This window comes from Mesorhizobium sp. Pch-S, assembly GCF_004136315.1.
Taxonomy (GTDB): domain Bacteria; phylum Pseudomonadota; class Alphaproteobacteria; order Rhizobiales; family Rhizobiaceae; genus Mesorhizobium.
Genome location: NZ_CP029562.1, coordinates 21,703 through 35,986, shown reverse-complemented (window position 1 = coordinate 35,986; position 14,284 = coordinate 21,703). Strand labels below are relative to the sequence as shown.

The window sequence follows — 14,284 nt, the reverse complement described above, 5'->3', positions numbered from 1 at the left end:
CCGGCCGCATGCGCAAGGCATATGCGGCCGGTTCCTGTTCCATCCAGACGGCGGTTGTCAGGCGCTGGCGGTTTTCAGGGATCGAGTGTTTCCAGATCCTGGGCCATGCTGGTCGAACCCGGCCGCGTGATTGCGGGGCGATTCGAATCTTTCGAGCAGATGTTCGGTCGCGGTCGCCAGTGGCAACAGCAGCCCATAGTCGTCATGCAGGTAGCCCCGGTCGAGCGCGCGCTGAAGCACTGTCCGGTCGCCGACCCCGGAAAGGTAGGCTGACATGGTAGCCTCGTTGAGGATTTCGGCATCCACCTGAGCGCAGGCCCGCGTATCCGCCAGCAGGTAACGACCGGGCGACAAATCAAGCACGCACAGGACGGGCATGACGCGGTCCGGTGCCCAGGCGGCTTTCCAGGCTTCGACACCGTCACCCAGCCATCGTGCCAGGTCCGGTCTGCGGCGAAGGCTGGAATCGTAGTCGCCAATGAAGTGATAGGCGATGTCGTCGGCACGTTCGAGGGTCGGGAACGCCAGACTGTAGGCCGGAATGGGGCGGACGTTGGTGATCCTGTAGTCGTCCTTCCTGTCGAAGTATGGGCTGAAACGTTCGATGCTGAGCTGGCCAACACCGACAGGCGGCTGCAGGTGCTGCAGCAGCGGGATCAGGCGCGCCGTAACCTCATAGGCAGCGTCCTCATCGCCGGGAAAATCGGTCAGCAGGTTCCAGGCTGCTTCGATGCCGAGTGCCCTGGCGAAACGCAGGCAGTCGAGATTGATCTTCAGAGTGCTGCCCTTGCGCATCAGTTTCAGCACGGAGGTCGCCAGCGACTCGATGCCAGGCTGGATGCGCTCTACTCCAGCCGATTTCAGCAGCTTCATCTTCTGGAAGGAGAGATTGGCCTTCTGCTCGTAGAAGATGCCGACCTTCTTTTCCGCCTTGGCCAGCTCCGGAAGCAGGGTCGAGAAATAGGAGTGCGGCATGATGTTGTCGACCATCATGATCCTCGTCGACTTGTGTCGTGCAACAAGGTCATTGAGTTCGGCGAATGCCTTTTCCGCCGATTTCTGCCGATGCTGCATGCCGTTGGCGTTGAGGCCACAGAAGGTGCAATGCTGCTTGGCGCCCCACCAGCAGCCGCGGCTTGTTTCATAAGGCAGCCAGATTTCTTCCGGGCGCAGTCCGTCGGGGTGAATGTCACACGCTACCGTCTGCGCCAGTTGCGCGAAATAGTCGTCGTAGTCGGGCATTGGCGAGTCATCGAGGGCCTCGAGCGGTTCGCCACGGATGATCTTGCCATTGCCCGTTTTTTGATCGCGGAGATTGGTCAGGAAATCGACGAAGGAGACATCGCTTTCGCCCGAGAAGATGTGGTCGATCGAGCTGGCCAATGGCTGGATGCCTTCCGACATGATGCCGTCGACATTGGCGCCGCCGAGCAGGAAGATCTTTCCCGGTGCCGCTTTCCTGGTTCGTTTTGCGATGGACAGCGCAGCCAGGGTTTGTTCGAAGACGGTGCTGAAACCGATAATTGTTGCGGGCATCGCTGCCAGTGAGGCCGAGAAATCGTCGGCCCATTGCCTGGCGGTTTGCTGGAGCCAGTCGAGCGTGACGCTTGATGGGGCGGTCGCGGCGGCAATGGCGCGTTCGACTTCGGGTTCCATGCGCCCATGCGCCTTGGTTCCGAACATGGCGCGCGCGAAAATCCGCTCTCCGATCAGCAGTCCGGTCGGTGTTCCACAGAGCTTCTGGTAACGGCGAACGCCGATCCTGCTGGCGAAAGAGAGGTTGGCGTAAATCACTCTGGCTTCGTAACCGGCCTGCGCTGCGCGCGCGGCAATCACGTGCGGACCGAGAGCCGGTCGATCCGGGCTCGCGAAAGGCGGTACGACCACAAGGATGTCGGCTGTTCTGTAATCTGCGTCGAACATGGTGCACCTCTGTTTTTTGTCGGGGAAACTCCCTCCGCGTCGCGTCGGACGCATGGCGCGGAGGGCTCTGCACGATGAACGCATGCCGGATCGACGGCGGTTTACCGCCGTCGATCCTCCAGTCGTCGTCAGAATTTGACGCCGACGGACACTGTGACTTCGGTTTCCGCGGCCTCGGAGCCGGTGAGCGCGCCGCCGGGGCGCGTTCTCAGCTTGGCGACTTCGCGGGAGAGCCGGGTGGCCTCGGCGTCTGAAATGACCAGGCCCTTGGCTTTCAAGGCTTTCGACGGATCGCTGAGAAAACTGTCGCCGAACTTTACATCTGTGCTTTTCAGGCTGGCGGCAGTGGTCTTGACGGGACTTTTGGTGACTGCTTTGACCATAATCATGCTCCCTCATGTGACCAGGTGCTTGAGTGCACCGGAAATCTGATCACGAAGCCGGGCGTGCGACTGTGAGATCAATCACAGTCCGGAGCATCGCAACCGAGCCGTGAGCAGGCCTTGATCGGCGAACAGGCTGACACCGCCGCCTATCCACGCTATATGCGCCCTGCAAGTAAGGGATGCCGCCGCCATGACCGCAACGACACCATCGAACGCAAGACTGGCGAACAATGAACTGGACCCGCATCGCAAGAAGCTCCTGTTCCGCTCGTGGCATCGCGGCATGAAGGAGATGGATCTCATCCTTGGCAACTTCGCCGAGCGCGAGATCGCCAGCTTGACCGCTGACGAGATCCACCAATATGAAAAGCTTCTCGAAATTTCCGATACGGTGCTGATGCCCTGGCTGACCGGCGGCGAACCGGTTCCGGGTGACATCGGTCTGCCGATCCTGCACAAGATCCTGGCGTCGCGCGAAACGCTCGAATTCTGAAACGACCATGAGCCTGATACCCCAAATCGGCCTGCCCAAGGGCCGCGCCGCCTCCTATATCGTTGACGGCGTTGCCGACGGCTTCGAAGCCTTTGCACTGGTGCAGGCGGCGAACGAAATCGCACCGGACGGGCCGTTGCTGTTCGTGGCTCGTGACGGCCAGCGCCTGCCCGCCATCGTCGAGGCGCTGGCCTTTGCTGCGCCCGGGCTGCCGGTGCTGGAACTGCCGGCCTGGGACTGCCTGCCCTACGATCGTGTTTCACCAGGTTCCGACGCTGCGGGGCGCCGGCTGGACGCGCTGGCGGCGATGATCGCTCTGGCCAGGAAGCCGCACCGGGCCATCGTGCTGACGACCGTCAACGCGCTCTTGCAGCGCATGCCACCTGCCGAACTGCTGGAAAGCCAGACCTTCCATGCCAGACCTGCAATCAGGTCGACATGAACAAGCTGATTTCGCGGCTGGAGAATTCTGGCTTCGAACGTGTGCCGACGGTGCGCGATATCGGGGAGTTCGCCGTACGAGGTGGTATCCTCGATCTCTACGCGCCGGGCTGGAGCGAAGGCCTGCGCCTAGACTTCTTCGGCGACACGCTGGAATCGATCCGCAGCTTCGACGTCGCCAGCCAGCGCACGACCGGCCAGCGCAAGTCGATGACGCTGCAGGCGATGAGCGAGGTGGAGCTGACGCCGGAAACCATCAGCCGGTTCCGCCGCTCCTACATCGAGGCCTTCGGTGCGCCGTCGCGCGACGACGGTCTCTATGCGGCGGTCTCCGAAGGCCGCCGTTTCGCCGGCATGGAGCACTGGTTGCCGTTCTTCTACGAGCGGCTGGAAACAGTGTTCGAATACCTGCCGGATGCACCGGTGGTGTTTGATCATCTGGCCCATGAGGCGCTGGTCGAGCGACACGATCTCATCCTCGACCACTATGAGGCACGGCGCAAACAGGCGGACGCCGCGCTCAAGGATGCCGTGCCCTACAAGCCGGTGGCGCCGGCGCAGATGTATCTGGCGCCGGATGACGTAAAGGCGGCAACCGGAGAACGCGAGCAGATCGAATTCACGCCGTTCGATGCACCGGACGCCGGGGGACGCAAGGTTTTCCACGCCGGCTCCCGTGCCGGCCGCTCCTTCGCCGAGGAACGCGCGGACCCCAACGCCAATGTCTTCGACGTGGCGGTCAAACACATTGCCGAGGAGCGTGCGGCCAGGCGCCGGGTCATCGTCGCCGGCTGGACCGAAGGTTCGCTTGACCGTCTCGGCCAGATCCTGGCCGAACACCATCTCGGCAACATCAAGCAGGTTGTGTCGCTGGCCGAAGCAGAAAAGCTGGCGCCGGGCGAGGCGGGGCTGGCTGTCCTGCCTCTGGAAACCGGTTTCGAGACCGATGCCCTGGTCGTCGTTGCCGAACAGGACATTCTGGGCGACCGGCTGGTACGCCGCTCCAAGCGCAAGAAGCGGGCGGCCGATTTCATTGCCGAGGCTGCTTCGCTGTCGCATGGCGACATAGTCGTCCACGCCGATCATGGCATCGGCCGGTTCGTCGGCCTGAAAACCATCGAGGCCGCCGGCGCACCGCACGACTGCCTGGAAATCCGCTATGCCGGCGATGACCGGCTGTTCCTGCCGGTCGAGAACATCGAACTGCTGTCCCGCTACGGTTCGGACTCGGCAGAGGCCACGCTCGACAAGCTGGGCGGTGGCGCCTGGCAGGCGCGCAAGGCGAAGCTGAAGCGCCGGCTGCTGGACATGGCCGGCCAGTTGATCCGTATCGCCGCCGAACGTCAGATGCGTGCAGCGCCTGCCATGGTGCCTGCGGACGGGCTCTATGGCGAGTTCGCCGCACGCTTCCCTTATGAGGAGACCGACGATCAGCAGTCGGCCATCGACGCGGTCACCGAGGATCTCTCTGCCGGCCGGCCGATGGATCGCCTGATCTGCGGCGACGTTGGCTTCGGCAAGACCGAAGTGGCGCTGCGCGCCGCTTTCATCGCGGCCATGGAAGGGTTCCAGGTCGCTGTTGTGGTGCCGACGACGCTGCTGTCGCGTCAGCATTTCAAGACCTTCTCGCAGCGCTTTTCAGGCCTGCCGATCCGCGTCCGTCAGGCTTCGCGGCTGGTCGGCACCAAGGAACTGGCGGAAACCAAGAAAGGCATCGCCGACGGCACGGTCGACATCGTCGTCGGCACCCATGCGCTGCTGGGTTCCTCCATCTCGTTCAAGAGCCTCGGCCTGCTGATCGTCGACGAGGAGCAGCATTTCGGCGTCAAGCACAAGGAGCGGCTGAAGGAGCTGAAGAGCGACGTCCATGTTCTCACACTGTCGGCGACGCCTATTCCGCGTACGCTGCAACTGGCGCTGACCGGCGTGCGCGAGCTGTCGCTCATCGCCACGCCGCCGGTCGACCGCATGGCGGTACGCACCTTCATCTCGCCTTTCGATCCGCTGGTCATCCGTGAGACGCTGCTGCGCGAGCGCTATCGTGGCGGCCATTCGTTCTATGTCGTGCCGCGGATATCGGATCTCTCGGAGATCCATGACTTCCTGAAGGCAGAAGTGCCGGAGCTCAAAGTAGCCGTCGCCCATGGCCAGATGCCGCCGGGCGAGCTTGACGACATCATGAACGCCTTCTATGACGGTCAGTACGATGTCCTGCTCTCCACCACCATCGTGGAATCCGGCCTCGACATTCCGACAGCCAACACATTGATCGTGCATCGCGCAGACATGTTCGGCCTCGCCCAACTCTATCAGCTGCGCGGTCGCGTCGGCCGTTCCAAGGTGCGCGCCTACGCACTGTTCTCGTTGCCCGCCAACAAGAAGCTCACCGACACCGCCGACCGTCGCCTCAAGGTATTGCAGTCACTGGACACGCTGGGGGCAGGCTTCCAGCTTGCCAGCCACGACCTCGACATCCGCGGTGCCGGCAATCTGCTCGGCGAGGAGCAGTCCGGTCATATCAAGGAGGTCGGCTTCGAACTCTATCAGCAGATGCTCGAAGAGGCGGTTGCGGAGGTGAAGGACACCGGCGAGGTCGCTGACACCGGCTGGTCGCCGCAGATCACCGTCGGCACAGCCGTCATGATCCCCGAAGGTTATGTGCCGGACCTGCAGCTCAGGCTGGCGCTCTACCGGCGCCTGGGCGACCTGGAGACCACCGAGGAGATCGACGCCTTCGGTGCTGAACTGATCGACCGCTTCGGCCCGCTGCCGGAGGAGGTGAAGCACCTGCTGAAGATCGTCTTCATCAAGGCCTTGTGCCGCAAGGCCAATGTCGAGAAACTCGATGCTGGCCCCAAGGGAGTCGTCATCCAGTTCCGCAAGAAGGAGTTCTCCAATCCTGTTGGGCTGGTCAAGTTCATCGGCGAGCAGGGATCCCTGGCCAAGATCAGGCCGGATCAAAGCGTGGTGTTTGTCCGCGATTGGCCAACCCCCGAAAAGCGCCTGGCGGGTTCCGCGGTCGTGATGACGCAGCTCGCGAAACTGGCGGTGTAGGCCTCTAGACCGCCTTTTCCAGTTCTCCGCGCGCCTTGGCTTCGGCCACCTGGCGGATCGCATCGGCAAGCGTGTCGGTGTCCTGTGCACCCATCACCGCATAGCGCCCCTCGATCAGGAAGCATGGCACTCCGGTGATGCCCATGCGTGCGGCGGTGGCAATCTCGGCACGCACCGCTTCGACATCTGCGTCGGTTGGCAGCAGCGTCTCGACGATGGAGACGTCCATTCCGGCCTCGCGCGCAGCCTCGATCAGTACGTGAGGATCGCCGGTATTCTCGCCGCGCTCGAAATAGGCACTGAACAGGCGGTCGACCAGCTTGTTCTGGACGGCGACGCCAGCGGTCCCGGCCCAGCGGATGACGCGATGCGCGTCCAAGGTGTTGGGGGCAACCTTGATGGCGTCGAAATCGAAGGAAATGCCTTCGACGGCACCCAGCGAGACCAGATTGGCGTGGATCTGCTTCAACCGATCACCGTCGCCGAACTTGGCCTGCATGTAGGCCTTGCGGTCCTTGCCTTCCGGCGGAATGGTCGGGTCGAGCTGGAACGGACGCCAGCGCACCTCGACACTTACATCCTTCAGGCTTCCGATCGCATGCTGCAACCGCTTCTCGCCGAGGAAGCACCAGGGGCAGACGACATCCGACACCACGTCTATGCTCAGGGTCTCGCTCATCGCTTCGTCCTTTCGCGGTATGGCAATTCCAGGAAAGTGCGCGGCGGATTTCCGTCCGGAATTGCATGAAACAAAGAGTTTCCGAAAATCGGAAACACCCGGGGTCAGTCAGTTTTGCGCCACCATACCGGCAGTTGATAACCGAACAGCGGCGTTACCTTCGGATGCTCGAGATAGGTCCAGTATGCGACCCACTGGTCGGGATTGTACTGCATGGGCACCATATAGTTGCCCGAGATCAGCAACCTGTCGAGTACGCGCACCGCGGCGACGAAATCCTCCTTGGTGCGCGCGTTCAGCATGGCGTTGATCGCGGCATCCACGGCGGGTTCGGCGACGCCGGCCAGGTTGAACGAACCGTCGACCTTGGCCGCTTCCGATCCCCAGCGCCCTCGCTGTTCGATGCCGGGCGACAGCGAATTGTTGAAACCGCTGGCGCCGATCAGGACGTCGAAATCATAGCGTTGCTTGCGCGACTGGATCTGGTCGCCATCGAGTGAACGGATCGAGACGGTGATGCCGATCTTGGCGAGCGTGCGCTGATAGAGCGATGCCAGCCGTTCCTCATCCTGCGACGATGTCAGGATTTCGAAAGTGAAGGGCTGGCTCTCTTTGTCGAGCATCTGGCCGCTTTCGATATGATAGCCTTGGCCCTTGAGGATCTCGAAGGCTGCCTTGAGCACCTTGCGGTCCTGGCCGCTGCCATCCGTGACCGGAGGCAACCATGTGCCATCCATCACGTCGGCGGGGACGCGACCGGGGTAGGGTGCCAGGAGCGCCTTCTCCTTGTCACCGGCCGGGTGACCGAGGGCTGAAAGTTCGGAATCCTGCCAGAAGCTCTTCAGGCGCGCGTAGCGGTTGTTGAACAGGTTCTTGTTGGCCCACTCGAAGTCGTAAAGCATGCCGAGCGCATGGCGCACCTCGGCGTTGGCGAATTTCGGCAGGCGGGTGTTGAAGAGAAAGCCGGTGATCACGGGCGGAATGCCGCTCTTGAACGTTTCCGCCATCACTTCGCCGCGCTTGAAGGCCGGGAAATCCATGTCGCGCTCGCGCTTGACCGGATCAGTCTCCATGTTGACCGCGCAAATTCCCTTCTTGAACGCCTCAAGCTGGGCATTGGAGTTGAGAAAATATTCGATCGTGATGCGGTCGTAATTGTCGAAGCCGCGCTTGGAAGGGATGTCCTTGCCCCAGTAGTCCGGATTGCGTTTGAAGATGATGCGCTGACCCGGCATCACCTTGTCGACCGTATAGGGGCCCGAACCGATCAGCGGCTTCAGGGTCGTCTTGTCGAATGTCTCCTTGTCGAAGGCATGTTTGGGGATGATCGGCGTCATCGCGATGATCAGCGGGAATTCCCTGTCCGATAGTTCGTTGAAGGTGAAGCGTACGCTGCGCTCGCCGGTCTTTTCCAGCTTCTCCACCCGCTTCATGCGATCGGAATAGGGAGGGCGCCCCTTTTCGGTGAAGACGTCATAGGTGAACAGGACATCTTCCGGCGTCACCGGTTGCCCGTCCGACCACTTGGCCTTGGGATCGATATGGAACTCGATCCATTTGCGCTCCGGATCCATGTCGACGCTGTCGGCAAGCAGGCCGTAGAGGCCAAAGGGCTCGTCGTAGTTGCGCTGCATCAGCGGCTCGAAGACGAGGTTGCCGTAGATCGTGTCGATCATGCCGCGCGCGGTCGTGCGCAGGCTCTTGATGATGAACGGGTTGAGATTGTCGAACGAGCCGACAACGCAATAGGTCACATTTCCGCCCTTCGGCGCATCGGGATTGGCGTAGCGGAAATGGGTGAACCCGGCTGGCAGTTCCGGTTCGCCCTGCATGGCGATGCCGTATTTCGGCTCGGCCAGGGTCGATGCGCTGCCAGCCAGGAGAAACGCGGCGGTCAGCCAGTAGAAAGAGCGGCTCATGCCGTAGCCTCGAACGGGACATGTGATTCGAGACGCAACCTAGCATGAGCTGTGGCCGTACCGTGGCCATAGTCGAGAAATGGTCGGGCAGCTGGTGCAAGCCGGCTGACGAAGCTGGCAAAGAACAGAACGCTCAAACTGGGCAGGAAATGCTCTGGTGGGCTGGATTCGGGAACAATGCCGGTGTAACACGCCGGGCGAAGTCATTCTGTTGCCTCATTTGGGCAAGAGGTAGCACGCCAAGGTCTGAAGGCCGCTACGGGGATCAAGGTAGAGGAAGTTCATCATATGAAGAGCCTGAACAGCAAAGCTCATCGTCTTTCGCTCATGGCCGCTGGCGTCGTCGGCATCCTGGGTGCAGGCGTTCCGGCTGCTTCCGCTCAGCAGCAGATCCCGCAGGGCTGGTTCAAGGCCTGCACCAAGCAGGAAGACGTCGATATCTGCAACGTGCAGAACATCCAGACCGCCGGCAATGGCCAGCTGATCACCGGCGTCAGCCTGATCGACCTGCGCGGCAAGGTGAACCGCAAGGTGTTCCAGGTCACCGTACCGAGCGGCCGTCTGGTTCCTCCCGGCATCGCCCTCCAGATCGACAACAACAAGGCGCAGAAGCTCGACTATGTCATCTGCTTCCCGGATCGCTGCGTTGCCGAGGTGCCGCTGACCGACCAGCTCGTCACCTCCTTCAAGAAGGGCCAGCAGATCACGCTGACCTCGATCAATTTCCAGGCACAGCCGAACCCGATCAAGATCCCGCTGACCGGTTTCGGCACTGCTTTCGACGGCCCGGCCATGCAGCAGTCTGACATCGAAGACCGTCAGAAGAAGCTGCAGGAGTTCGTCAACAAGAACAACCAGGACTTCTCCAAGAAGCTCAAGGAAGAGCAGGAGAAGGCCAAGACGGCGCAGTAATCGCCGGCCGGCCGCGAGGCCGGATGATGTTGAATGAAAAAGCCCCGGTTTCGACCGGGGCTTTTTTGTTTGCGAGCAGCCTGCAGCAGCGCTGCTAGTGCGCTTTCGAAGCCGGCTTCGTTCACGCCGTCGTCATGCCGGGCCGCTAAGAGCGGCCTCGATCCAGGCGATTTTCAAATCGCCTTTTCCGGCACGGAGCGATTCTTTATGCGGATGGCACGGCTCGGCGCGGCACTGGCCGCGATGCTGACGATGACACCTGGTGCTGGTGCGGGGCAGGATCGTACGGCGCTCATTCTCGACCGGCTGCAGCATGCCAACCAGTGGCGTGATCATGTCATGGTCGTGGCGCATCGCGCCGGTGGTCTGCAGGGCGGCAAGGCGCGTTTCCCGGAAAACTCGCTGGCTGCCATCGAGGATGCGATCTCTGCCGGTGCGGAAATGATCGAAGTCGATGTGCGCCGCTCCAAGGACGGCACCTTCATCGTCATGCACGACAGCTGGCTGGATCGCACTACGACGTGCAGGGGCGAGGCTGCTGAACGCACAGTGGCCGAACTCAAAGGCTGCCGGCTTGTGATCGAGGCTGGGCGCGTCGAAACGAATGAAGCGGTATCGACACTCGCCGAACTGCTTGTCGTCACGCGCGGCCGGATCCTGGTCAATGTCGACAACAAACTCGGTACCGATGCGTTGCCCGGCATCATCGCCGAGGCGAGGGCGCTCGGCATGGCCGAACAGGTCGTGGTGAAGGAGAACATCTGGAACGATGCCCGCATCGCCGAGGTCGGAGCCGCGCTGAGGGCGGCAGGCAAAGGCTTTCAGTTCATGCCGATCATCGCTGACGACGCCGTGCGTGATGCGGCTTTCGTCGAGAAGGTCGCCCGCACCTTCAATTCTCGCGCCATGGAATTGATCAACTGGCGTAACGGTGGCGAAGCGCTGACCACGAACGGTGGCGCGCTGTTTTCGACCCGCATGCGCGCGGCTGCGGTGCGCGGCGGCTGGCATTTGTGGGCGAACACCTACGCCATCCTCAACAAGCCGGGCGGGTTCCTGGCTGGCGGTCGTGGCGACGAATTGGCCGTCGCGGCGGGAATGCCTGCCGAGAGCTGGGGTTTCTGGGCCGAGCGCGGCGCCACCATCATCCAGACGGATGAGCCGCGGGCTGCGATCGAGTGGCTGGCCACCAAGGGTTATCGTGTGCCGTATGGCGAAAGGCGGCCCGATCTGCCGACGACGACAGCCAGCATCAATTGAGCGTATGCGGGCTAGCCGTGTAAGCAAAAAGGCCGCCCGGAGGCGGCCTTTTCGATTTTGATCCGTTGAACCGCTTAGCGCTTCGAGAACTGGAAGCTGCGGCGGGCCTTGGCCTTGCCGTACTTCTTACGCTCGACGGTACGGCTGTCGCGGGTCAGGAAGCCACCCTTCTTGAGCACTGCGCGCAGCGCCGGCTCGTAATAGGTGAGCGCCTTGGAGATGCCATGACGCACTGCACCGGCCTGACCGGAGAGACCGCCACCGGTAACGGTGGCAACGATGTCGTACTGGCCGGCGCGGTTGGCCGCGATGATCGGCTGGTTGAGGATCATCTGCAGGACCGGACGCGCGAAATAAGCGCCGAATTCCTTGTCATTGACAGTGATCTTGCCGGAGCCGGGCTTCACCCAGACGCGGGCGATGGCGTCCTTGCGCTTGCCGGTGGCGTAAGCGCGGCCCGACTTGTCGAGCTTCTGGACGTGGACCGGAGCAGCCGGCTGCGCGGTCTGCGCGACCGAGCCGAGTTCTGCGAGCGAGGAAAGCTCAGCCATTATCAAGCCCTCTTGTTCTTGGCGTTCAGCGCGCCGACGTCGAGCGTCACAGGCTGCTGGGCGGTGTGCGGATGCTCAGCGCCAGCATAGACGCGGAGGTTCTTCATCTGGCGACGGCCGAGCGGACCGCGCGGGATCATGCGTTCAACGGCCTTCTCGACAACACGCTCCGGGAAGCGGCCTTCGAGCAGCTGGCGCGCAGTGCGCTCCTTGATGCCGCCGGGGTGACCGGTGTGCCAGTAGTAGACCTTGTCGGTGTACTTCTTGCCGGTGAAAACGACCTTGTCGGCGTTGATGATGATGACATTGTCACCGTCGTCGACGTGGGGCGTGAAGGTAGGCTTGTTCTTGCCACGCAGGATGTTGGCGACGAGCGATGCCAGACGACCGACGACGAGACCCTCGGCGTCGATCAGCACCCACTTCTTCACCACGTCCGCAGGCTTCTGCGAAAAGGTTGCCATGGTTACATGCTTTCGTTTCGGACCTTCAAAAGAAGGCGTTTCTTGTTGCTTTTATTGCCGGCTGGCATACGCCAACTGCCAATAACAAAACGGCGGCCTTTGCGGGCCGCTGCTTTGTGTGGCTTATAGGAGAGGCCGTCGACCTCGTCAAGCGGCCGGAAATCGCGTGTTTTCTAAAAAAGTATTCAAAAACAGTAGCTTGGATTTGTGGTATTATTTTACCGCATTCCGGCAGGCTGAATGAGGCCACGTTTCGGGCCGCTCATAGCCTCGGGCCCGCCTGCGCAGACACATTCGCGATCGAAGCGTTCCTGGGCTGCGATCACCGCTTCGATGTTGGCTTCGGCCCATTCCGTGATGGCCGAGAGCTTCTCCGCGAGTGTGTTGCCCAGCGGGGTGATCGAGTATTCCACGGTGACCGGTACGGTGGCGAAGACCTTGCGCGCAATCAACCCATCGCGGCCGAGCCGTTTCAAGGTCTGCGACAGCACCTTTGTCGAGATGCCTTCGACGTCGCGGCGCAACTGGTTGAAGCGCACCGGTCCATCCGAAATTTTCCACAGAACCAGCGCGGTCCATTTGTCCGCTATATGATCGAGCAGCAGCCTTGTCGGGCAGTTCTCGGCATAGACGTCATAGTTGCGCATGGCTGCTCGTCCGTTGAGGCAATTACCTGCCGGTAACTTGGGGACGGCGCGTGCCACCTTGTAACCGGATAGTGCCTTCTTTTTATGCACGTTTCCCTTGGCTAACAAGCTTCTGTTTGAAACTCGCTTTCAAAAAGAAAGCGTAAGGAGTTTGATATGTCCAAGGGAAAGATCCTGGTTCTGGCGGCGACAGGCAATGTCGGAGCACCGCTGGTGGCTGAGCTGCTAGGCAAGGGAGAGCAGGTCAAGGCGGCAAGCCGTGCGGCATCCCCGAGCCTGCCGGCCGGTGCCGAACCCGCTCGGCTCGACTTGTCCGATCCGCGCAGCATCGATCCGGCGCTGGACGGCGTCGACCGCATCTATGCCGTTTCCCCAGCGGGTTACCTCGACCAACTCGGGCTGTTGGGGCCCGTGGTGGAAGCCGCGGCGCCACGCAAGATCAAGGTGGTTCTCCAGACGGCGATCGGCGTTGACGCAAGCGACGCCATTCCGTTCCGACAACTCGAATTGCAGCTGGAGCGCTCCGGTACGCCTTTCGTGATCCTGCGCCCCAACTGGTTCAGCGACAATTTCGCGACTTACTGGGTGCGGGGCGTGCAGGCCGGTGAAATTCGCGTGCCGGCGGGCGAGGGCAGGACGAGTTTCGTCGATGCCCGTGACATCGCCGCTGCCGCCGCCAGCGCGCTGGTTACGAACCGTCACGACGGCAAGGCCTTCGCGTTGACCGGCTCCAAGGCCTACAGCTATGCCGAGGCGGCCGCGCTGTTGTCGAAGGCGCTCGGGCGGACGATCCGCTACAATCCGGTAGATGACCGCACTTTCATTGATGAAACGGTGGCCGGTGGATTGTCGCAGGGCTATGCCGAACTTCTGGCGGCAATCTTCCATCCTGTCGCTGAGGGATGGGTGGCTGCGACGACCGATGCGGTCGAGACCTTGTCGGGAAGCAAGCCCCGCTCGCTTGAAGAATCGATCGGCGACGTCGCTCGCCGGCTCCAGGCAGCATAGCAAACAATCGTGCCGAAGGCTGGGCACCTCCCAGCCTTCGGCGTGTCCTCAATCAATTCCACGCGGCGCCAGCTACTTGCCGCACGCTGGCGTTCAGCCGGTTCCAAACATTGATCTGTGCGATCTGCAGCAGCAGCCCGGATATGGCCTTCTCGTCGTAATATTTGGCGGCTTCATTCCAGACATCGTCCGGCACGGCGTCCGAACGGTCGGCAATGCGCGTGACAGCCTCGGTGAGTGCAAGCGCTGCGCGTTCGGCTTCGTTGAAGAACGGCGTATCGCGCCAGGCTGCCACGGCAAAGATGCGGCGGTCGGTTTCTCCCGCCTTCTTCAATTCCTGGGCATGCATGTCCACGCATACGCTGCATCCATTGATCTGGCTGGCGCGCAGGTGGACGAGCTTGGTGGTGACCTCGGAAAGGCCGCTCTTTTCCGTCGCCTTGTTGAGCGCCATCAGCGCCTGCATGGCTTCGGGGATTACAAAGACCGGGTTCTTCATTCTCGCCTGCATGGTTTTCATCTCCGTGTTAGATCGGGTTCGCGACGA

12 protein-coding genes and 1 pseudogene are annotated in these 14,284 nt (G+C 61.7%); 5 read left to right on the top strand and 8 right to left on the bottom strand.

Annotated features, from left to right (window positions below; translation table 11 throughout):
* Positions 1-57 precede the first annotated feature (57 nt).
* Both C1M53_RS00170 and C1M53_RS31555 read right to left on the bottom strand, forming a co-directional pair.
* Positions 58-1,923: a RiPP maturation radical SAM C-methyltransferase gene (locus C1M53_RS00170; RefSeq protein WP_165358007.1), complete on the bottom strand. Its 1,866-nt coding sequence runs from the start codon at positions 1,921-1,923 to the stop codon at positions 58-60.
* 128 nt (positions 1,924-2,051) lie between these two features.
* Complete coding sequence (locus tag C1M53_RS31555; protein WP_165358006.1) at positions 2,052-2,306, bottom strand: hypothetical protein; 255 nt, start codon at positions 2,304-2,306, stop codon at positions 2,052-2,054.
* A gap of 193 nt (positions 2,307-2,499) precedes the next feature.
* On the opposite strand from C1M53_RS31555, the gene C1M53_RS00165 reads away from it, so the two are divergent.
* Both C1M53_RS00165 and mfd read left to right on the top strand, forming a co-directional pair.
* A complete protein-coding gene (locus C1M53_RS00165; RefSeq protein WP_129410389.1) occupies positions 2,500-2,802 on the top strand; it encodes a succinate dehydrogenase assembly factor 2 in 303 nt (100 codons plus the stop codon).
* 7 nt (positions 2,803-2,809) lie between these two features.
* Positions 2,810-6,297, top strand: a pseudogene (gene mfd / locus C1M53_RS00160) (transcription-repair coupling factor).
* A gap of 4 nt (positions 6,298-6,301) precedes the next feature.
* Here the strand turns inward: mfd and C1M53_RS00155 are convergent.
* Together C1M53_RS00155 and C1M53_RS00150 are read right to left on the bottom strand one after the other, a co-directional pair.
* Positions 6,302-6,976: a DsbA family protein gene (locus tag C1M53_RS00155; RefSeq protein WP_129410388.1), complete on the bottom strand. Its 675-nt coding sequence runs from the start codon at positions 6,974-6,976 to the stop codon at positions 6,302-6,304.
* A gap of 104 nt (positions 6,977-7,080) precedes the next feature.
* Positions 7,081-8,895: an extracellular solute-binding protein gene (locus C1M53_RS00150; RefSeq protein WP_129410387.1), complete on the bottom strand. Its 1,815-nt coding sequence runs from the start codon at positions 8,893-8,895 to the stop codon at positions 7,081-7,083.
* Positions 8,896-9,183: 288 nt separating this feature from the next.
* Here C1M53_RS00150 and C1M53_RS00145 point away from each other — a divergent pair, with 288 nt between their 5' ends.
* The gene (locus C1M53_RS00145) at positions 9,184-9,807 is read left to right on the top strand and encodes an invasion associated locus B family protein (RefSeq protein WP_129410386.1); all 624 of its coding nucleotides are present in this window, start codon (positions 9,184-9,186) and stop codon (positions 9,805-9,807) included.
* 207 nt (positions 9,808-10,014) lie between these two features.
* Positions 10,015-11,067 (top strand): glycerophosphodiester phosphodiesterase family protein, encoded by a 1,053-nt coding sequence (locus tag C1M53_RS00140; protein ID WP_129410385.1) that lies wholly within the window; start codon positions 10,015-10,017, stop codon positions 11,065-11,067.
* Between the two features lie 74 nt (positions 11,068-11,141).
* Here C1M53_RS00140 and rpsI read toward each other — a convergent pair whose 3' ends face one another.
* The 3 genes from rpsI to C1M53_RS00125 form a co-directional block, all read right to left on the bottom strand.
* Positions 11,142-11,618 (bottom strand): 30S ribosomal protein S9, encoded by a 477-nt coding sequence (rpsI, locus tag C1M53_RS00135; RefSeq protein ID WP_129410384.1) that lies wholly within the window; start codon positions 11,616-11,618, stop codon positions 11,142-11,144.
* A 2-nt stretch (positions 11,619-11,620) separates the two neighbouring features.
* Entirely contained in the window at positions 11,621-12,082 is a 462-nt protein-coding gene (gene rplM, locus C1M53_RS00130; RefSeq protein ID WP_129410383.1) for a 50S ribosomal protein L13, read from the bottom strand.
* 218 nt (positions 12,083-12,300) lie between these two features.
* A complete protein-coding gene (locus C1M53_RS00125; protein ID WP_129410382.1) occupies positions 12,301-12,729 on the bottom strand; it encodes a helix-turn-helix domain-containing protein in 429 nt (142 codons plus the stop codon).
* Between the two features lie 156 nt (positions 12,730-12,885).
* Here C1M53_RS00125 and C1M53_RS00120 point away from each other — a divergent pair, with 156 nt between their 5' ends.
* Positions 12,886-13,737 carry an SDR family oxidoreductase gene (locus tag C1M53_RS00120; RefSeq protein ID WP_129410381.1) on the top strand — a complete coding sequence of 284 codons (852 nt, stop codon included), beginning with the start codon at positions 12,886-12,888 and terminating at the stop codon, positions 13,735-13,737.
* Between the two features lie 52 nt (positions 13,738-13,789).
* On the opposite strand, the gene C1M53_RS00115 is transcribed toward C1M53_RS00120, so the two are convergent.
* The gene (locus C1M53_RS00115; RefSeq protein ID WP_129410380.1) at positions 13,790-14,248 is read right to left on the bottom strand and encodes a carboxymuconolactone decarboxylase family protein; all 459 of its coding nucleotides are present in this window, start codon (positions 14,246-14,248) and stop codon (positions 13,790-13,792) included.
* Positions 14,249-14,284: the final 36 nt, after the last annotated feature.

Excerpts from the sequence above, each read along its gene's own strand:
- C1M53_RS00170 (WP_165358007.1), bottom strand. The coding sequence starts at position 1,923 with ATGTTCGACGCAGATTACAGAACAGCCGACATCCTTGTGGTCGTACCG.
- C1M53_RS31555 (WP_165358006.1), bottom strand. The coding sequence starts at position 2,306 with ATGGTCAAAGCAGTCACCAAAAGTCCCGTCAAGACCACTGCCGCCAGC.
- C1M53_RS00165 (WP_129410389.1), top strand. The coding sequence starts at position 2,500 with ATGACCGCAACGACACCATCGAACGCAAGACTGGCGAACAATGAACTG.
- C1M53_RS00155 (WP_129410388.1), bottom strand. The coding sequence starts at position 6,976 with ATGAGCGAGACCCTGAGCATAGACGTGGTGTCGGATGTCGTCTGCCCC.
- C1M53_RS00150 (WP_129410387.1), bottom strand. The coding sequence starts at position 8,895 with ATGAGCCGCTCTTTCTACTGGCTGACCGCCGCGTTTCTCCTGGCTGGC.
- C1M53_RS00145 (WP_129410386.1), top strand. The coding sequence starts at position 9,184 with ATGAAGAGCCTGAACAGCAAAGCTCATCGTCTTTCGCTCATGGCCGCT.
- C1M53_RS00140 (WP_129410385.1), top strand. The coding sequence starts at position 10,015 with ATGCGGATGGCACGGCTCGGCGCGGCACTGGCCGCGATGCTGACGATG.
- rpsI (WP_129410384.1), bottom strand. The coding sequence starts at position 11,618 with ATGGCTGAGCTTTCCTCGCTCGCAGAACTCGGCTCGGTCGCGCAGACC.
- rplM (WP_129410383.1), bottom strand. The coding sequence starts at position 12,082 with ATGGCAACCTTTTCGCAGAAGCCTGCGGACGTGGTGAAGAAGTGGGTG.
- C1M53_RS00125 (WP_129410382.1), bottom strand. The coding sequence starts at position 12,729 with ATGCGCAACTATGACGTCTATGCCGAGAACTGCCCGACAAGGCTGCTG.
- C1M53_RS00120 (WP_129410381.1), top strand. The coding sequence starts at position 12,886 with ATGTCCAAGGGAAAGATCCTGGTTCTGGCGGCGACAGGCAATGTCGGA.
- C1M53_RS00115 (WP_129410380.1), bottom strand. The coding sequence starts at position 14,248 with ATGCAGGCGAGAATGAAGAACCCGGTCTTTGTAATCCCCGAAGCCATG.